Raw genomic sequence first — 18,798 nt, forward strand, 5'->3', positions numbered from 1 at the left:
CAGATTTAAATAAAAACATGTTCTTTTGACTGTGTATGACTCTTGAGCCTGTCCACATGAAAGAAATCGAAGAAATCGCTGTGGGGATTGATTATTCTTTCACGAAAAGAGAGACCACGGATCATCTTGAAATTTTCAAAAACTTGTCGGAACTCAAAAGCGGCGGGAAAACTTTGCTCAAATCCGCCGGCCCGCTGTTTCGCTCCAAAGTGGATATTTCCAAAATAAGCTTGCTTGAGGACGATTTTTCAATCACCTATTCTTCCGACAGCGGCAGCACCAATCCGATTCCGTTTGAGAGCGGACTTTTTTTAGACATTTGCCACTGCGCGATTGCGGCGACACCCACCGACTTAGACATTCAGCGGATGCGAACCATTGTCTGCGCCGGATTTACGCCGGGAAGAAGCGCGTCTTTTCAAAGCAGCACGGACTGGAAATATTTTGACGACGGATATGGCCGCAGCAAAATGATTCAAATTGATTCCTCCCTCCTCAAAATGCGGATGGCCAGAATGGTTCATGACATGGCAATTTATGCGTCGGAATCGGAACACATTTTGTGGTTCCAAGAGGAATTAAAAAAAGAAGAAGAGCGGGACAAAAACATCTTTTTCATGATGGACGGACCGATTTATCCGAAGCAGTTGATGTATTGGATGGGAACAGACTCCGACGACATTCTCATCCGGCACGACCCGTCCGCGCAAAAAGTTCTTCAAAATTACATCAACATCATGGATTTTCATATGGAACATGAAATCCCGGTCATCGGTTTTGTCAAAAATCCGGCGGAGACGCAAGTCATAAATGCGCTGCGTGAAAAAATAAAATCGGAACACGGGTTTTCAGATTTGCCGTGGGCAACCGACTCGCAATTATTCAAAGCGTTTTTAAAAAATCCGGACGGCAAAAAAGAAAGTGCGGCCGGCGTATCTGGCAAAATTGGCATGTCCGGCGCTCCCGGAACATCACCAAAACCGGACCCGCAAAAAAAATATTTGACATACACCAATTGGTTTTTGCAGCCCAACCAATTCTATGAAAAAGAAATCAAAACCGGATCCCCGTTGATTCGGGAAACGCTTTCTCATCAATTTGAACCGGAAGATTACACACTCTCCTTTTTCATGATTTATGTCCCGTTTGAATCAGACGGTCTTTTGTTTAAAATTGAAAGCCCTTACGGGCTCATTAAAAATGAGGAAATGCGGGCAAAAATTACCCGAAAAATGCTTTATGAATTATCGGGCGGAATTATTCCATTCACGCTTCAAAAAGCCGATACGGTCGCAAAAATCGGCATGGACGAAAAAAAAGAAATAAAGAATTTATTTGCACAAGAGACCGTGGACAGAACATACAACAACGTCCGGTGGGGGGATTTAGATGAGTTTTGATAAATTTGAACAAAAAGGCCAAAAGGATTTTGACGACATCAAGGAAAAATTAAACGCGCTGAAACAGGAAAAAACAGAAGAATCCGGCGGAAAAGATGGAAACAACAAGAACGGTGAGGATAATAGAAACGATTTGCCGTTTTTGGAATGGGAAGATCCCTCCAAACAAAAAAATAAGATCTCCGCAGCTGAAAAGTCCGGAGCGGTCATTCAAAAAGCATTCGGTATTGTCACAACCGGCGTCGAACCGCTTGAAATCGATGAAACGCATGCCAAAATTATCGGATACATTTCCGCGTCCATGCGGGAACAAATCCGTCTCGGTTCTTATGTGATTGTCCCGTACAAAGATGAAAAACTGTTTGGGAGAATTTCCAAACTTCAATACCGTCAGGAATTTTCAACCGACGACGCCACCGAAATTCATTCCCGGCGCATGCTGCACAAAGAAAACCGGCGGGAAATCAACGAAGAAGATTACAAGCTTTTGGCGATGATTGACCCAATTTGCATTTTGTATGAAAAACACGGTCATGAATTACAGCGTCGGATGGCGGACCGCATCCCAAAACCCAATACCCCGATTTTGCCGGTGACCGACAAAAACATGGTGCAGACGGGACTTAACATTCCAAAAGCCGGTATTTTTTTGGGACATTTAAGTGTCGGCGGCGAATTGGTCAAAACCGATTCTATTCCGGCAACCGTTGCATATTACCTTCGAAATGATTATTCCATGGGAGACCCGCTTATTTTCCGGCACTTACTTGTTTGCGGCAGCACCGGAACCGGAAAAACATTTTTGACCAAAAATATTCTCCGGCAATTCATCGCAAAAAACAGCTGTTACAGGCAGCGAAGCGATCTGCGGCTCCAAAAAAATCCCTGCCTCGTCATCATGGACCCGCAAGATGAATATTCTCAGCTTTATGAAGACAATCGGTTGTCCGATGACGAAAATTTTTTGTTTGAATCGGAAAGTGTGGCGTTTGGCGGAATTTCCAATACGAAAACATTGACCGCCAAAGTGGACGGCGAGCGTTACGCCGGAAAATCCAAGGCGCAACAAGTTGATTTTACGATTCCGTTTTCTTTTGTCCGGCACAATCCATGGATTTTGGAAGCGGCAGAAATGCCGGAAAACCAAAAAATCGGATACGAAGTTTTGATAGACGATTATTTCAAACGAGCCGATTTCAAAAAAGAAACCCCGACATATCTTGGTTTTAAATCGTTTTTGGAAGACGATTTGAACAAAAACTATTATACCGAAGAGACCGGAAAAATTCATGAAGCCACTTACGGCGGAATTGTTCGAAAAGTGCTTAACAAATCCTATGAGCGGATTTTTGACAAGGACGCAAAGCCGATGACCGAACTTTTTGACACCATGTTCAAACCCGGACAAGTATCCGTCTTCCCGACCGAATACATTCAATCCTCCCGCATTCGGGATTTGATTGTTCTGTCCATGATGTCGGTGATTGTGGACAACAAGCTCAGCACGTCCGGAAACGAAATAATCAAAAATACGCCGATTATTCTTGTTTTGGATGAGGCCCACCGCTATCTTTCAAGAGCGTCGTCGACGCAATCCGGAAAAATCATTCACAAGTTTTCGGAAGCGGCCAAACAAGGACGAAAAGAGGGATTGGGTTTGTTTTTAATCACACAAGACCCGCAGGATATCGAAACCGAAATCCTCAAGCAAGTGAACACGAAAATTGTTCTCAATCTCAACAATGATTCCGCGATTTCATCCGTGAAGCTTCCGCCAGAATATGAAAAACGTGTCCCGTATTTGAAGAAAGGACAAATGATTATTCACAGCCCGGACAACGGCGACATTGTTGAAATCACCGGCTTGTCCAATTGTGTTGTAAAACATCAATAAAAATCCGGTTTTATGCCTCTGTAAAACCGGTTTTTTATGACCGGTTTTTTTCTGTTTCCTCTTTTTTTGTTTTGTTTTTGAAGGCAAGTCGCCGCACGCGTTATGGCAGCGAATTTTTAATGTATTCATCAAAACCGCGGTTTGTTTTTGAAGTTTTTATTTAGATTTTGTATGTTACTTTTTTATTTTTCATTGAAAAACGATAGCGGCAATACTTTCACACCGCTTGGATTTTTTGTTTATATTTGGACTGTCTAAAGGAATATTTGCCTCCCTCCCACCCAAAAATAAAATTGGAGGTCTACGGACATGATGAATATGACGAATAGAAAAGATTCGATAAATGCAAAAGATGCAACCGCAATTGAAAAAAGTAAAAAGAAAGACAATATCAACAATTTTTTTGTTGCTGAAACGCTTGAAAAATACGAAGTTGTACCAAACTCCGCTGAAATTCAAGTGCCCCAAAGCCCAAAACAAGGTCAGAATTCGGAGGACACAGACCGGATTTTGGAAAGCGCCGAAAAAATTCAAAAATCGTTCTTGGAAAAAAACATCGATTTGACGGAGGAAGATGTTTACGCGAGGCTTTTTGAATGGATCACGGTATACAAAGTGCCGCCGGCTGAAGCGGAACGGACGGTGACCAACGCGCTCATAAAAAAATATAATCTGCCGAAAAATGGTGTTTTTGCCGGACGGGGCGCCAAAAACATGAAAATTTCGGAAATATTGGAAATCGGACAAAAGCCGGATGATCAAAACCCTTCCGTCGGTTCTGTCGGCTCCGCGGGTTCTGCCGGCGTCGGATCTGCAAGTGCAGGCACAAACGGCGGCACGGACACGGCGTCTTGGGCATCGTTTGACGGAAAAGTCATTCAGCTGTGGGAAAATTCACACGAAAGCATTGCGCAAGCCGGCCTTTTAGGAGATGAGACCGGCGTCGTTAAGTTTACTCTTTGGAACAATACGGACCTTCCGGTTCTTGAACTCAATCAAACTTACACTTTTAAAAATACACTCATCAAAAATTGGAATCAAAAAGTTCAAATCGAAATGAACCGGGCAACAACGTTTGAGTTGTCGGACAAAGAAATGAAAGTCTTGCCGTCCGAATCCGGCACATCCGGAACAAGAGGTGAAAAACACAATGATGTTCGAAAGATTTCGGAGTTGACCAAAGACGGACTTTGGACGGATGTGTATGCCAAAGTTGTCCAGGTTTTTGAAAAAACCCATGAAAGCATCATCACTGCCGGAATTTTAGGGGATGAAACGGGGACCATTCGGTTTACGATGTGGAAAACGGCGGAATGTATTCCGGTGGAAGCGGAAAAAACATATTTGTTTTCCAATGTCATCGTGAAGGAATGGAATGGAAAATACGCAATTGAACTCAACCGGTCCAGCCGGGTGGAAAGAGTGGATATGGAAATTGAAGTCAAATCCGCATCCTTTGAGATGACCGGCTGTGCTGTCGATATTCAATCCGGTTCCGGCCTCGTGAAAAGATGTCCGGAATGCAGCAAGGTTTTGTCCAAAGGCAGTTGCGGTGACCACGGAAAAGTAAAAGGAAAACATGACTTGAGAATCAAAGCGGTTTTTGACGACGGGAAAGTGGCCCAAGAAGCGATTCTCAACCGCGAATTGACGGAAAAAATTCTGAATATGACATTGGAAGAGGCGGTTTTGCTCACCACCGAAACTTTAGATCCGGAATCCGTCAGCGATCGGATTAAAAAGGAGTTCTTGGGAAAATATTACACGGTTTTTGGCGCAAAAACAGACCGCTATGTCATCGTTGAGACCATTGTTCCGGCGAACCCTGTCAGTCTTGCGGCCGTGTCCGAACTCAAAAGTAAAATTGAACTGGAACAGCTGGAATACGAACTTTTCGGAAACAAACTCGGAAACACAAGCGAAAATGCATTTGAAAACGAATCCGAAAACACAAGCGGAAATGCATTTGAAAACGAATCCGAAAACACAAGCGGAAATTCAAATGAGAATACAAATACGGCTCAAAAACAAAACAGCGTAAAACCTGAAAAAGATGCGGTTTTTGAAAAACCCGCGGATTATTCCTGCTTGGAGGAAAACGATGTCGATGATTCAAAATACAATCCGGATTTCGGCCCGTTGTCTGACCAGAGATTAGAATTTGAAAGTGTGTTTGAACTTGAAAAGGAAGTGATTTAAATGCCCGGATATTTCAGAGAAATTGCCGTCCGTTTGTTTGCCAAAGAATTGCGCGACTCCTGTGTTTTTTACCGGGAGGAAGGCGACCAATATGCTCCGCAATATGTTTTAACCCCGACGGGCGCGCGTATCAACCGCGTTTTAATTGCGGGAACGTTGACTGAAAATGAAAATATCGGAACCGATTCCGAATACTACCGGGCAAGAATTTCCGACCCGACCGGAACGTTCATGGTTTACGCCGGGCAATACCAGGCCGAAGCCATGCGGATTTTATCAGAGATGGAAACACCGGCATTTGTAACCGTTGTCGGAAAGGTGAGCGCCTTTAAAGCGGACGACGGAAATATTTTAGTATCCGTCCGCCCGGAATACATCCAAAAAATCGACCAAAAGGACCGAGACATCTGGGTCTTTGAAACCGCTCAAAAAACCCATGAGCGCATAATGGATTTGGAAAATGACACGGCAAAATCAGCCGATGTGTTGAAGCATTACCTTCCCGATTTTTTCGGATACCGGCAAATGACGGCAAACGCGCTTGAAACCATCCGGTAATTCAAAGAATTGGGTTTTTCAATCATTTCCGTTTTAGCGGAAATGATTGAAAATATTGAAAAATTCTTTGAATTTTGAGAAAATCAGCCCGGAAATATAAAAATCCAAAAGTTTTTATTTTTCCCCTTCTTTTCTTTACTCATGTACAACGTTAAAAAAATCCGAAAAGATTTCCCTGTCCTTGAAAAAACAACTTACCTGGACAACGGAGCTACTACACAAACGCCCAAGCCCGCCGTTTTAGCCATGTGTGATTTCTATTATGAATATACCGCCAATTACGGGCGAAGCGCGCACAAACTTGGTTTTCGAGCAACGGAAGCTTACGAAAAATCCCGGGAAAACGTTGCCGAATTCTTTGGTTTGCCGGTCAAAACCATGGAGGACGCCATGAAGAAACCGGATGAAATCCATCAAAAAAACATTATTTTTACGAAAAACACGACAGACAGCATTAATATGGTTGCCAACGGCTTTGATTTTAAAAAAGGCGACCATGTGATTACAAGCATTGCCGAACACCATTCTAATTTTGTTCCTTGGCTGCGCCTGATCAAAACAAAGGGAATTGTTGTCGATGTCGTCGATATTGATTCCAAAGGGCGCATCCGTCCGGAAGATATTCAAAAAAACATCACCGAAAATACCAAGATGGTTGCCATCACCCACATTTCCAATGTTCTTGGCTCCATTCAAGATGTGGAGGAAATCACAAAAATCGCACACGACCACAATATTCCGATTCTGATTGATGGTGCGCAGTCGGCCGGCCACATGAAAATAAATCTTAAAAAATTGGATTGCGATTATTTCGCGACCGCCGGCCACAAAGGTCTTTTGGGTCCGCAAGGAACAGGGGTTTTGTATTTAAAAGACAAAAGTTCCATTGCGCCGGCCAACCTCGGCGGCGGAACGACCTGCCATGCCAGCCGAGATGGGAAATATGACAGCAAACTTCCGCCGGAACTATTGGAAGCGGGAACTCCAAACCTTCCCGGTGTCATCGGTCTTGGTGCCGCTGTCAAATATTTGAGCCAATTTAATTTGGACGATATTGAGAAGCATGAAAAGAAATTGGCGCAAAACGCCGCCAAGCGCCTTTTGGAAATAAAAGGCGTGGAGGTCTATGGTCCCGAGGACCGGTCAGGGCTTGTCGCATTTAATATCAAAAATATGGCACCGATTGATGTTGCCGGCCATTTGAGTAATATGGATATTTGTGTGCGCAGCGGATGCCACTGCGCAACACCGCTTCAGGACTTTTTGGGAATTCCGGATGGTTCCGTTCGGGCATCGTTTGCGCTTTACAACACAAAAAAAGAAGTGGACATACTCATTGATGCTGTTTCAAAAATCGCAAAAGCTCAAAGCAAAAGGCAAAAAGACGCGAAAAAGAAAGATGAAAAAAAACAAGCCGATAAAAAAGAAACGGGATGTTGCGGCGGTGCATGCTCCAATGAAATGTAAATAAACGGAAAATAAAAAGAGATTATGAAAATAAACAACAAATAATTATGAAAATAAACAACAAATAATTATGAAAATAAATAGCGAATGAGTTAAATTGAATTGAATTTTTGAGGGATTGATTGCAATGAAAACATATCTTTTGATTTGGTACAACAGCGGCAGCGAATGTTCCAATCCGTCCGAAGTCAACAGCCGACTCATGTCTTTGGGATTTAAGCCGGTTCAAGGTCCGTACGATTATGTTTACGAATGGAATAAAAACGCGTCCATTGAAGATGTTTTAAGGTTCGGGGACAAAATCCATCTATCTTTGATGGGAACCGGCGTTTTTTTTAAAATAGAAACCGATTGAAAAAACCTTAAATTAAAAAATGAATGAAAAACTAAAATTGACATTGAATTGGACTTACCTTTAAAATTAGACTTGCATTTAAAAAACATATTATTTAAAAAATAAAGCGGGAAAAACAATGACAAAATGCCATGTTTGTGGTAAGGAAGAATCAGCGCAGCCGGTCTGCGGCGTCTGCGGAAAAAACTATTGTGACGACCATATTTCTCGAAACAATCATGTTTGTTTTCAAGACCCAAGAGGCGTGAATGTCGGAGCCGGAAATTCCCGTATTTACGTCAAAACGTACGGAACGGGTGCCTCTAAAGGAACAAATCCGCCCAAGGCCGATTATTATGACCGGGACAATTTTGAAAAAAAATATGGCTATGCGTCTAAAAGAAGCGAAAGCCTTTGGAAAACAATTTTTTCAAGCCCAACTTATGTGATTATTCTGATTTGCGTCTTGATGCAAATTGTTGCGTTTTTGGGCTTTATATTTCATGTCGAAATTTTCTACATTCTGTACAATATTCTGATGCTGCGGGCCGATTTTGCCTACATTGCCCGATATCCCTGGACATTAATCACCCACATGTTTTTGCACAGCCCGTACAATATTACGCACATTTTGTTCAACATGATTACGCTGTTCTTTTTTGGGACATATTTGGAAAAAATCATTGGCAAAGGACCATTTGTTGCCACCTACATCTTTTCCGGAATTGTCGCAGCGATTGGATTTACATATTTTGAAGCCGGGTCCGGCATCGGTTTGGTCGGCGCAAGCGGCGCAATTATGGGAATTTTGGCGGCGATTGCCATAATTAACCCAAACTTGCAAGTTTACATTTATTTCATTCCGGCAAAGATCAAGTATTTGATTGTTCTGTATGCGCTGATGGACTTCTTATTAATGAATTCGGGCGACTCGATTGCACACGTCGCTCACCTGAGCGGTCTTTTTGTCGGCCTGCTCATCGGCTACCATTACCGGAAAAAATTGAGAGGAAAACAGCCTCAGGAGTTTTAAGTGGCAAATAGAGATTGGAGGGCGGATGAACAGGAAAATGAATCTGAAAATGATTCAGCAAATTCCAATCCGGCGGACTCCAATTCAGAAAATTCCGATCCGGCGGACTCCAATTCAGAAAATTCCAATCCGACGGACTCCAATTCAGCAAATTCAAATCCGGCGGATTCAAATTCAATGGATTCCAATCTGGTGGATTTCAATTCAACTGATTTTTCCGATTTGTCCGGCTCTTCTTCATCGCCGGTCATCGGTCACGGATATTTAAAACCGTCTCCGGATGAGAAAATTTTGATTCATGTTTTGGATTTTAAAAAGATGTATGCGTGCTGGCTCCCAGGTCTTCGCTATACGCTTTATTTTGACAAAGAGCCAAAAACGCCTGCCTTGAAGCGTGTCCGAGAAATTGTTCTGTTGGAAGTGTATGACGGAACCGGCAAAAAGATAATTGAACTCACCGATGAAGAATTCAATCAATTTGAAATGACATACGATTTGTTTTCCACGTACGGCGGAGAGATTTGGTTTTACCGAGAAAAAAGCGGCCGCCGCCAAAAAAATCAATTTTATTTGAAACAAAAACCATCCAAATCGGAAGAGCCCATCCGAAAATACCATCTGTCGGATATCGTTTAAATAAACCTGAAAAATTTCGAAAATTATTAATAATTCGGGGAGCTTCATACACATATCTGATTCATTGAAATGAAAAAGAAAAAATGAAATTCAACGATTCAGAGAAAATATATATTATTAAGAAGATTTATATCATATTGCTTGCGGTTGCAAGGTTTTAATGAGTGTCATTTTGTTTGCGGTTCATTGGTTTGTTTGTTGTGAATTGTTTGTTGTGAATTGTTTGTTGTGAATTGTTTGTTGTGAATTGTTTATAATATGTATTTTTACATGTCTGTTAATTTATTTGTATTCATTTTGTGTTTTTAATTTTATTTTTTATTAATTTTAGTTTATAACGATTGCATTTATCACATTCATGAATGGAAAAAGGTCTTGAAAAATTATGAAGACAACAAAAACCGGACTCGGGTCCATTACAAAATATTTGTCTTCCAAAAAAGAGGTCGAAAGGAGACGAATCGGTCTTTTGGTGGATGGCCCCAACGTTATCCGCAAGGAATTCAATGTCGATTTATATGAAATTAAAAACGTTTTAAAAGAATACGGAAATGTGAAAATCGGGAAAGTTTTCATCAACCAATACGCATCCGATAAATTAATTGAAGCGATTGAAAATCATGGTTTGGAACCGATCATTTGTTCGACGGATGTGGATGTGCGTTTGGCGGTCGAAGGCATGGAACTGGTCTACAATGAAAACATCGATACGATTGCGATTGTCACCAGAGATGCGGATTTTAAGCCGCTTCTCAATAAAGCCAACGAAAAAGGCAAAGAGACGATTATTTTTGGAATCCAGCCCGGCTTTTCAATTGCGCTTAAAAATTCTGCCGATTACGTGATTTTGCTCAAAGACGCCCAAATGATGTATGAGGAAGAAGAAGAAGATGAGCCACGTTATTTGGGCGTCGCCGAAGAAGAAACACATGAAGATGTGGAAATCACCGGAAAAGAAAAAGCGGAAATTTCCAATGAAAAAGCAAAACCGGACAAACGATTTGAAGTGATCAAAAGCAAAGACAACAAAATTACGCCAACGGCGACGGATGATGAAGTCAAAAAATGAGAAATCAAAAATTAAAAAATTGATTTCCCGAGTTTTTCCCCGGCTTTGAGACTCTCTTTTTCTTTTTTTGTTATTTTATTATTTTTGTTATTTTGTTATTTTATTATTTTTGTATTTTGTTATTTTTGTTTTTCATTGCCGAACGAATTTATTTCATTAAATTTTTCCGCCACGAGTTTTTCCCCGAGTTTTATGAAACTTTCCGCTTCTTCTTTTGTTTTGGATTCGGTTGCCACCCGAATCATGGGCTCAGTTCCGGAGGGACGGATGAGAAGCCAGCCGTTTTTGAACCGGAGTTTGACGCCGTCGATGGTTTCCGCGTCGACATATCCGATTTCCTTTTTCTTTTGCGGGGACATTACGTCTTTTGTGAGTTTTTTCATCACAATTTTCGGGTCGACTCCGGGCGTTTTTATTTTGGATTTCGCATTGTGGTATTCGGGAACCATTTTCTTAAAATCAGATGCTTTTAAATTGTTTTTTGCCATCGCTTCCAATACAAAAGCAATGGCCATGGCACCGTCCCGGCAAACCTGATGTTTCGGAAAAATCATGCCGCCGTTTCCTTCGCCGCCGTAAACCGCACAGGTTTCCGTCATTTTTCGGCCGACGTCAATCGATCCGATTTTGGTATAAAAGATATCGGCACCGGCTTCTTTTGCGACATCGGTCAGACGGCCGGACGTGCTGACGGTTGTGACAACGGGGCCGAGTTTTTCCCCGGCTTTGAGACTCTCTTTTTCTTTTTGGAGGACAAATTTTCCGATTGTGGCCAGCATGATTTCTTCGTCGATGAATTCGCCGCGCTCATCCATAAAAACCGCGCGGTCGGCATCTCCGTCTTGCGCCACCCCGAGGTCGCCGCCAAACATCCGAATCAGAACCGACATTTCCCCCAAATATTCAGGAAGAGGCTCCGGGTTTCTCCAAGGAAAAGTTCCGTCCGGCTGGGCACCGATGGTCAAAACCTGGCAGCCGAGCTTTTGAAGTAAAACAGGAAGAGTGAGCGAACCCGCACCGGAACCCGTGTCAACGACAACACGAAACTTGCGGCCGGAAACGGTTTGTTGATCGGTCAAGGAAAGAATTCCATGAATGTAGGCATCGTTGGCATTGGAATCCACGTGAAATTCCCCGGTTTTTGACCAGTCCGACCACTCAAATTTTTCAGAAAAATAAATATCTTCAACGGCCTCCTCGTCTTCGCGCGAAAACTCGGTTCCGTCGCCGGCAATCAGTTTGATGCCATTGTATTCCCGCGGATTATGCGACGCGGTTACCACAAGACCTGCGTCAACACTCTCGTTTTTAACATAATATTGAAGAGATGGGGTCGGTACAATTCCCAAATCAACAACAGAAATTCCGGAAGAGAGCAGCCCGGAAATGACGGCGTTTTTGAGCATGGTTCCCGTGATGCGTGTATCGGTCCCGACGGCGACTTTTGGCAGGACGGAAAAACGATTTTTGTTCACCAAAAATGTGCCGAAACTGCGCGCCAATTTCAGCGCCATCTCCGGAGTCAATTCTTTATTTGCAAGCCCGCGAACGCCATTTGTACCGAAAAGTGCCAAAATAATCCATCCTTATCATGAATATGAAATAAAATGAAAGAAAAAAATGATATTTATTTTGATAATAAGAAGAACAAGGAAATATAAAAGTCCTGCAGACAAAGATAAGAAGGATGAAAAGTGGAATAAAAATAGAGATGGATAACAATATTAAATATTTTTAATCCATTCATATGTTGGAGCATACCGTTTCAGAAGATTTATTGCGGACCTATAATTTTCATTTGGAATACAATAATCATATCGATTTTGAGTTTTATAAGAGTGAATAATCTCTTTTCTTTCCAATTCTTTAAGTGCTTTTTTCACAGAACCGATTTTATCCGATCTCACTCCTTGACATAGATTTTCCCCTTCAATATGACGGTTGCAAATTCGCCCACGAAGGCAGATTTTATAAATAATATGTAATTCATATTCCGAAAAATTGTCATTCCAATCAATTGTCATAATTCTTACAAGATTTTAATATATATGAATTTTACAATGTTCAATTAAATGAACAGAATTCAAAAGATATAAATAGATATTTTCCATATTGTTCAATCAATTAAACAGTTTTTGTAAAAGGAAATGGATAAAATGGCACTGCAAGATTTTTTAGGAAAAACCATAGAAATAAAAATTATTGATTTTTTATCTCAAAATTCAATTTCTAATTACAATCAAACCGAAATCAGCGATTGCTTGAATATATCTCGGACATCGGTCAACCAAAAATTGCCAGAACTTATTTTTAACGGAATTGTCGAAGTAAAAGAAAGAAAAGGGAACTCCAACTATTACCAACTTTCCAACAACGGTGTCGTCAATAAATTAGTGGGAAGTGTATTCGAAAATGGATTATTTATTTCAAAATATGAAGATAGCGATGAAAATGAAATTAAAAAATTAAAAAAAGATATTGTTGAAATCAATTACACTGAAGAAAGTGAATTTGGTATAGACCAATTGGTGTGTAAAGCCCCAAAAATCCAATATTACAAAGACGATACAAAGTGCTCAAATGACATTCATCTCATATCTGCATAAATCGGTGGTATAACCATGACTCAAGAAAATTCTGTTTCATCTCAAAAAAAAAAGATAATTGAAAAAAACTCCAAGTTAATTTCAGAGAAATATTCCATCATTCGAACTCCCCTCTTTCATAAAACTTATGCGACAAATGTTTCCGTTAATCGAACAGATGTTGATTTTAGAGTGGAATTGTTTAATGAGAAATTCCAAACGGAAGATGAATGTGTTTATCACAGCGATGGATTGATGATATTAACAGCTGAAGCCGCTAAAATTTTGTCAGATTGTCTAAGTGAAAAAATAAAGGAATTTGAAAAAGAAAATGGAGAAATCATCGTATCTCGTAAAAAAATAATTTGAGATTGATATATTTTGAAGTTTATATCTTACAAAATCCGGACATCCAGACAGATATTGTATTGGTGCGGCGCATACGAGCGGACTGTTTTCTTTTCAATGACTTGAATCTCCCGATTTTGTTTTTTTGCCGCCGCCCGAATCTTTTTAATTTCGCCGTCAAAAAGATCATCTTCTTCCGTCATCGCATAATAATGAAGGATGCCGCCCGGTTTTGCCAAAGCGACTGCCGTGTCCAAAAAATCACATGCGTTGTGCGGTAAATTCATAAGGATATGGTCGCCGCATCCGGCATATTCTTTTTCCAAATCAAGAGCATCTAAGTTGAGCGGAATGATATTTGTGACTTTGTTGAGTTTCATATTTTCCGCAAGAAGTTCAACCGCCGCTTCATTTTTATCATTGGAAACTACCGTTGCGCTTTTTTTGTTTTTGGCGATTAAAATGCTGTACGGACCAACGCCCGCAAACATGTCGATGACAAAATCGCCGTCGGAAATCTGAGACAAAATCCGGAAGCGTTCGGTGGACAGCCGCGGCGTAAAATAAGCACGCGCCAAATCAATTTTGTAAGCGCATCCATATTCTTTGTGAACGGATGAAGTTTTGGGATTGCCGGCAACGAACTCCAAATCCCGGACCCGAAATTCGCCGGACACCGGGCCTCCGGATAAAAGAACGGTTTTTATGGAGGGGTGAGCGGACAAAATCGCGGATGCGATTTTTGAGACGGTTTTTGAATTTTCAGCGATAGTTTGCGGATTTTCGGCAGCAGTTTGCGGATTTCCAAGAACGGTTTGAGGATTTCCAAGAATGGATTGCGGGTTTTCAATGACTGTTTTGTCATCAATGACCGCAATATCGCCAATCATTTCATAGGCCACAGAATAACCCAGAATATCGGGGACAGTCAATTGTTTTTCCTGAAGCAGAAATTCGGCGACGGTAATGAATCGGAGAAAGATTTCCTTCATTTCGGGATCTAACGAACGCATTTCAAGATCTGTCCCAAAATTCATATCCATATCTGTTCCCAAATCTGTCTCAAAATCGATTCCAAAGTCCGGTTGGTCGGTTGTTTTTAATTCCGCGGGCCATTCAAATATCATGCTTTCCAAATGCGAAAAACGCTCGCAAAAAAGAGATAATTCCGATTTATTCGGATATCTCAGGAGCGGAAAATACAAAAAAATGTCATCGGCGTACGGCCGGCCGGAATGATTCAAAATGCCGATTTCATCCAAAAAACGGCGGCAAGGCTCGCCGTCTTTTCGAAGAATCCGAAAAGCAGGAACAATCAAAGAAGGAACTGTGGGAACCGAAGGGTTTGAAGATTTCAAAGTCACATGAATCGCTTTATTTCATGCGTTTTTGATATTTAAGGTTGAGGTTTTCTTGAAAAAAAGAGATGAAAAGAGCAAAAGAGCAAAGAGATGAAAAAAGAAATAAGAGATAAAAACCAAATCCGGCTGAAATATTGCCGGATTTTCATTTTTGAAAGAAAAACTCTTTTGTATTTTCTTCATTTGATCGAATTTTTTGATTTTATTTATCTTTTTCATTTTATTTTTTAGTTTTTTACTTTTTATTTTCCCACATTCAATGGAGAAGTGCATAATCTCCGAAAAAATAATGTGGGTGCTTAACTTATCTAATTCTTGCACAAAAAGAAGAGGAAAGCACCCATGATGCAAAACACATTGAAAGATAAAAAATATTCGCACCTAGAATTAGAACAACGAATAGACATTGGAATGTACAAATCATAGAAATGTACTCAAACTCAGATTGCAACCGTGATTGGCTGTTCACAATCAACTGTTTCCCGGGAATTAAAGCGGAATCAACCACCACATAATGATGTGTGCTATAATCCTCTCCAAGCACATAAAAGAAGCGAAAAACGAAAGTATGATGCTGCAAAGAAGGAAATATTGAAGGATAGATATATTCGCCGGTACGTTCATGAAAAATTGAAAAACCGATGGACGCCGGAACAAATTGCTAAAAGAATATCCATGGATTATCCAAATCTCAAGACCAATTATGAATCAATTTATCGATACATCTATTCTGTCGGGAAAGAATTAATTCAGTATCTGCCAAGACATCATCGAATCAGAAGGAAAAGAGGAAAGGAATCAAAAAAGCATGAAGGAAAGATATCAAACAGAGTTTCAATTGAGGATAGACCCGAGTTTGTAAATCTCAGAATCAGAGTGGGCGATTTTGAAATTGACACTTTGGGGTCACAAAAATCTAAATCATGCCTTCAGGTAATTGTGGATCGGGTTACGCGATATACCTGGATTAATTTGTTGAATGATAAATCTGCTCATGAAATGATGGAAAAGGCGATTGCTACTTTAAAACAACTGGATCCGGCATTCAGAAAAACAATCACTTTCGATAATGGGACAGAGAATGCTGCTCATATGAGATTGAAGGATGAGTTGGATATTGATACTTATTTCTGTCATACCTATTCCAGTTGGGAAAAAGGAACGGTGGAAAACACGATCGGGATAATTAGAAGAATATTCCCTAAAAGTACAAATTTTTCATTGATTTCAATAAAACAAGTGAAAGAATTAGAAGAGTGGCTGAATAACAGGCCAAGAAAGTGTTTAAATTTCATGACTCCTTTGGAAGTCATGAAATTATGCACTTCTTGATTGAAGATAAGTTTTGCTTTTTTTACATTTTATTTTTAATTTTTTACTTTTTACTTTTTACTTTTTAATTTTTTTACATTTTATTTTTAATTAGCTTTAATTTATGTTTTTTAATTTTTTGAACTCTTTTATATTTCTTGTGTTTTTCACATTTTTTATGCTTTACTTTTTTTGATTTTTATTCTGAAAACAGAATAGAGACGACATTTCGAAGAATTGCCTCAAAATAAGTAAAAGGACTAACGTTTTTAAATATATTTAATTTAATTAAATATATTTTAATGTAAAAAACGTGGAGTTGAGGCGGTTTTTATTTTTTTAAGTATTTCAAAAAAACGTATAGTTTTAAAAATCAAAAACATAATTCAGTTCATGTTTTTTCTATTACGGCAATTTTAATATAGAAACCAAGATTAAAAGAAAGCCTATGATTCAGATTTCAGTTCTTGTTTCCGGACGGGGAACAAACCTTCAATCCATCATTGATGCGATTGAAAACGGGCAAATCCGCAACGCAAAGATTTCCTGCGTCATTAGCGATAAAAAGGATGCGTATGCCCTGGCTCGTGCAAAAACCCACCATATTCCCGGAATTTTTATTGACCCGAAAACATTTTCGTCCCGGCAAGAATTTGACAACCGGCTGCTTGAAATTTTAAAGGAAAACAAAACCGACCTCGTTCTTTTGGCCGGCTACCTTCGAATCCTCAGCGACGGCGTCATTTCGGAATATAAAAACAAAATGTTAAACATTCACCCGTCGCTTTTGCCGGCTTTCCCCGGCCTTCACGCCCAAAAACAAGCCTTGGAGTATGGCGTCAAAGTGTCCGGCTGCACGGTTCATTTTGTGGAACCGGCGCTTGACAAGGGTCCGGTAATCCTTCAAAAAACCGTTCCGGTTCTGCCGGGCGACTCCGAAGAAACGCTGGCCGCACGAATATTGGTGGAAGAAAATAAAGCATACCCGGAAGCTGTCAACCTTTTCGTAGAAAACAAAATCAAAATAGACGGGCGAAACGTGACGATTTTGGATTAACAACCAAAATTATTTCACCCTCGCGACCTTTTTTTTCAATATTTCCCGTATTTTTTAAAAAAATACAAGAAAAAGGTTTTCTCTCTTTTATCAGACAAGCTCGCCGATAAAATATCCGGGTGTCGCGTCAACAATTTTTACTTTTGCCGTGTCGCCGGGTTTTAAATTGGTGTTGTTGACAATCACCGGTTTGTAATCGTCGGTCCGTGCCAAGACACCGCTTTCTTTGCCGTATTTGGACACGAAAATATTTTCAATCCGGCCGATGCGTTTATTTTTATCTTCCAATTTGATCCGGTCGGTGATTTCCGACAAAATTTTTGATCGCTCCACCATGATTCGGGAATCCAAGTTTCGCAAATCATACGCTTTCGTTCCGGGGCGGGGCGAATACTTGGAAATGTTGACTTTGTCCGGACGGTATGTTTTCACCCAGTCTACCGTCTTTGAAAAATCATCCTCCGTCTCCCCGCAAAATCCGGTAATGATATCCGTAAAAAGTGTCAGGTCCGGGAACCGGTCTGAAAATGTCCGGATGATGAGGTCGACATCACTCATTTTATGATTCCGATTCATGGTCTTGAGCACATTTTCGGAAGCGGACTGAATCGGCAAATGCAAAAATTTAAAAATTTTCGGGTCGGAAAAAGCATCGATGAGCTGGGGAAGAATCGGCAAAACCGAAAATGGATTCATCATGCCGACACGGATTTTAAAATTTCCGGGGATTTGAACAATCCTCAAAAGAAGATCAGAGAGACGCATTCCATAGTATGGCGAATCTTTGAGAAAATCCATGCCGTATTGGCTGTCATCCTGAGAGGTGAGCCAGATTTCCAAACAGCCGTCGGCAACCGCAGCTGCAATATCGGAAATGATTTCTTCCGGCGGAAACGAAATCAATTTTCCGCGGGCAAGGCGGACAATACAGTAAGAGCAGCCGAAGTTACAGCCGGTGGAAATTTGACAAATATGAATGTTGGAATTGTACCGGACTTTGGGTAAATTCAAAAAACCGTCCGGTTTTTTGGAAAAAATCCGAACCGGTGACGGAAAATGATTTTTTGAACCAGACCCGGAATTCAAAGCGGATAATGAATGAGAATCGGAAACAGAATTGGAAACAGAATTGAAGTCGGAATCGGAAACAGATTCGGAACCGAAGTCGGAAACAGAAATAAAACTCAAATCTGTCCGGATTTGAGACAAAACGTTTGAGAGGTCCAATATGGAATTGATGCCCAAAACATAAGCTTCCGGATTGGCATTTAAAATCAAATCCAGCTGGACCTCCGGCATGCATCCCGTAACAACCACCCGGCGTCCCAGCTCTCCAAATGTGCGGATTTTGTGAAGGATTTTCTGTTCGGTCGTGTATTTGACCGTACACGTATTACAAATATAAACATCGGCATCCTTTTCGCCGGAGAGTTCAAATCCCATGGACCGGACAATTCCAAGCATGGTCTCGGCCGATGCTTGATTGGCGGAGCAGCCGAATGTTTCAAAATAAATCTTCATGATGATCAAAATTGCCAAAAAAATA

The 18,798-nt window shown here is 40.7% G+C and carries 16 protein-coding genes and 1 pseudogene; 13 read left to right on the forward strand and 4 right to left on the reverse strand.

From position 1 onward, the window contains the following. The first annotated feature begins 35 nt into the window (after positions 1-35). From MsAm2_RS06625 to MsAm2_RS06665, 9 genes and pseudogenes are all read left to right on the forward strand, one after another. Positions 36-1,400, forward strand: coding sequence for a DNA double-strand break repair nuclease NurA (locus MsAm2_RS06625; protein ID WP_338097470.1), 1,365 nt, complete (start codon positions 36-38; stop codon positions 1,398-1,400). Next, complete coding sequence (locus tag MsAm2_RS06630) at positions 1,390-3,294, forward strand: ATP-binding protein (RefSeq protein WP_338097471.1); 1,905 nt, start codon at positions 1,390-1,392, stop codon at positions 3,292-3,294. The genes MsAm2_RS06625 and MsAm2_RS06630 overlap by 11 nt, the downstream gene beginning before the upstream one ends. A 309-nt stretch (positions 3,295-3,603) precedes the next feature. Next, entirely contained in the window at positions 3,604-5,493 is a 1,890-nt protein-coding gene (locus tag MsAm2_RS06635) for a hypothetical protein (RefSeq protein ID WP_338097472.1), read from the forward strand. Further along, the gene (locus MsAm2_RS06640) at positions 5,494-6,051 is read left to right on the forward strand and encodes a DNA-binding protein (RefSeq protein ID WP_338097473.1); all 558 of its coding nucleotides are present in this window, start codon (positions 5,494-5,496) and stop codon (positions 6,049-6,051) included. Positions 6,052-6,192: 141 nt separating this feature from the next. Continuing rightward, positions 6,193-7,518, forward strand: a complete 1,326-nt coding sequence (locus MsAm2_RS06645; protein ID WP_338097474.1) for an aminotransferase class V-fold PLP-dependent enzyme — start codon at positions 6,193-6,195, stop codon at positions 7,516-7,518. A gap of 127 nt (positions 7,519-7,645) precedes the next feature. Further along, on the forward strand, positions 7,646-7,873 hold the full coding sequence (locus MsAm2_RS06650) for a hypothetical protein (protein WP_338097475.1): 228 nt from the start codon (positions 7,646-7,648) through the stop codon (positions 7,871-7,873). Positions 7,874-7,991: 118 nt separating this feature from the next. Further along, the gene (locus tag MsAm2_RS06655; RefSeq protein WP_338097476.1) at positions 7,992-8,885 is read left to right on the forward strand and encodes a rhomboid family intramembrane serine protease; all 894 of its coding nucleotides are present in this window, start codon (positions 7,992-7,994) and stop codon (positions 8,883-8,885) included. Then, positions 8,886-9,521 (forward strand): hypothetical protein, encoded by a 636-nt coding sequence (locus MsAm2_RS06660; RefSeq protein WP_338097477.1) that lies wholly within the window; start codon positions 8,886-8,888, stop codon positions 9,519-9,521. It begins immediately after the preceding gene. A gap of 385 nt (positions 9,522-9,906) precedes the next feature. Continuing rightward, positions 9,907-10,375: pseudogene (locus tag MsAm2_RS06665) on the forward strand (TIGR00288 family NYN domain-containing protein); the annotation flags it as partial. A 334-nt stretch (positions 10,376-10,709) separates the two neighbouring features. On the opposite strand, the gene glmM reads toward MsAm2_RS06665, so the two are convergent. Beyond that, a complete protein-coding gene (gene glmM / locus MsAm2_RS06670) occupies positions 10,710-12,164 on the reverse strand; it encodes a phosphoglucosamine mutase (RefSeq protein WP_338097478.1) in 1,455 nt (484 codons plus the stop codon). 150 nt (positions 12,165-12,314) lie between these two features. Next, positions 12,315-12,614 carry a hypothetical protein gene (locus MsAm2_RS06675; protein ID WP_338097479.1) on the reverse strand — a complete coding sequence of 100 codons (300 nt, stop codon included), beginning with the start codon at positions 12,612-12,614 and terminating at the stop codon, positions 12,315-12,317. 132 nt (positions 12,615-12,746) lie between these two features. Between MsAm2_RS06675 and MsAm2_RS06680 the strand changes: the two genes are divergently transcribed. Both MsAm2_RS06680 and MsAm2_RS06685 read left to right on the forward strand, forming a co-directional pair. After that, positions 12,747-13,196 (forward strand): winged helix-turn-helix domain-containing protein, encoded by a 450-nt coding sequence (locus MsAm2_RS06680; protein WP_338097480.1) that lies wholly within the window; start codon positions 12,747-12,749, stop codon positions 13,194-13,196. A gap of 15 nt (positions 13,197-13,211) precedes the next feature. Continuing rightward, positions 13,212-13,544, forward strand: a complete 333-nt coding sequence (locus MsAm2_RS06685) for a DUF3467 domain-containing protein (protein ID WP_338097481.1) — start codon at positions 13,212-13,214, stop codon at positions 13,542-13,544. Between the two features lie 26 nt (positions 13,545-13,570). Here MsAm2_RS06685 and MsAm2_RS06690 read toward each other — a convergent pair whose 3' ends face one another. Then, a complete protein-coding gene (locus MsAm2_RS06690; protein ID WP_338097482.1) occupies positions 13,571-14,842 on the reverse strand; it encodes a class I SAM-dependent methyltransferase in 1,272 nt (423 codons plus the stop codon). A 495-nt stretch (positions 14,843-15,337) separates the two neighbouring features. Between MsAm2_RS06690 and MsAm2_RS06695 the strand changes: the two genes are divergently transcribed. Together MsAm2_RS06695 and purN are read left to right on the forward strand one after the other, a co-directional pair. Continuing rightward, complete coding sequence (locus tag MsAm2_RS06695; protein ID WP_420846959.1) at positions 15,338-16,216, forward strand: IS30 family transposase; 879 nt, start codon at positions 15,338-15,340, stop codon at positions 16,214-16,216. A gap of 427 nt (positions 16,217-16,643) precedes the next feature. Then, a complete protein-coding gene (gene purN / locus MsAm2_RS06700) occupies positions 16,644-17,252 on the forward strand; it encodes a phosphoribosylglycinamide formyltransferase (protein ID WP_338097483.1) in 609 nt (202 codons plus the stop codon). Between the two features lie 90 nt (positions 17,253-17,342). On the opposite strand, the gene MsAm2_RS06705 is transcribed toward purN, so the two are convergent. Further along, entirely contained in the window at positions 17,343-18,773 is a 1,431-nt protein-coding gene (locus MsAm2_RS06705) for a tRNA (N(6)-L-threonylcarbamoyladenosine(37)-C(2))-methylthiotransferase (protein ID WP_338097484.1), read from the reverse strand. Between the last annotated feature and the right edge of the window lie 25 nt (positions 18,774-18,798).

It is taken from the genome of Methanolapillus ohkumae (genome assembly GCF_032594355.1).
In the GTDB taxonomy this organism is placed as follows: Archaea; Halobacteriota; Methanosarcinia; order Methanosarcinales; family Methanosarcinaceae; genus Methanolapillus; species Methanolapillus ohkumae.

Bases quoted from the DNA above. Each gene is read 5' to 3' on its own strand.
- MsAm2_RS06625 (WP_338097470.1), top strand. From the start codon at position 36: ATGACTCTTGAGCCTGTCCACATGAAAGAAATCGAAGAAATCGCTGTG.
- MsAm2_RS06630 (WP_338097471.1), top strand. From the start codon at position 1,390: ATGAGTTTTGATAAATTTGAACAAAAAGGCCAAAAGGATTTTGACGAC.
- MsAm2_RS06635 (WP_338097472.1), top strand. From the start codon at position 3,604: ATGATGAATATGACGAATAGAAAAGATTCGATAAATGCAAAAGATGCA.
- MsAm2_RS06640 (WP_338097473.1), top strand. From the start codon at position 5,494: ATGCCCGGATATTTCAGAGAAATTGCCGTCCGTTTGTTTGCCAAAGAA.
- MsAm2_RS06645 (WP_338097474.1), top strand. From the start codon at position 6,193: ATGTACAACGTTAAAAAAATCCGAAAAGATTTCCCTGTCCTTGAAAAA.
- MsAm2_RS06650 (WP_338097475.1), top strand. From the start codon at position 7,646: ATGAAAACATATCTTTTGATTTGGTACAACAGCGGCAGCGAATGTTCC.
- MsAm2_RS06655 (WP_338097476.1), top strand. From the start codon at position 7,992: ATGACAAAATGCCATGTTTGTGGTAAGGAAGAATCAGCGCAGCCGGTC.
- MsAm2_RS06675 (WP_338097479.1), bottom strand. From the start codon at position 12,614: ATGACAATTGATTGGAATGACAATTTTTCGGAATATGAATTACATATT.
- MsAm2_RS06680 (WP_338097480.1), top strand. From the start codon at position 12,747: ATGGCACTGCAAGATTTTTTAGGAAAAACCATAGAAATAAAAATTATT.
- MsAm2_RS06685 (WP_338097481.1), top strand. From the start codon at position 13,212: ATGACTCAAGAAAATTCTGTTTCATCTCAAAAAAAAAAGATAATTGAA.
- purN (WP_338097483.1), top strand. From the start codon at position 16,644: ATGATTCAGATTTCAGTTCTTGTTTCCGGACGGGGAACAAACCTTCAA.
- MsAm2_RS06705 (WP_338097484.1), bottom strand. From the start codon at position 18,773: ATGAAGATTTATTTTGAAACATTCGGCTGCTCCGCCAATCAAGCATCG.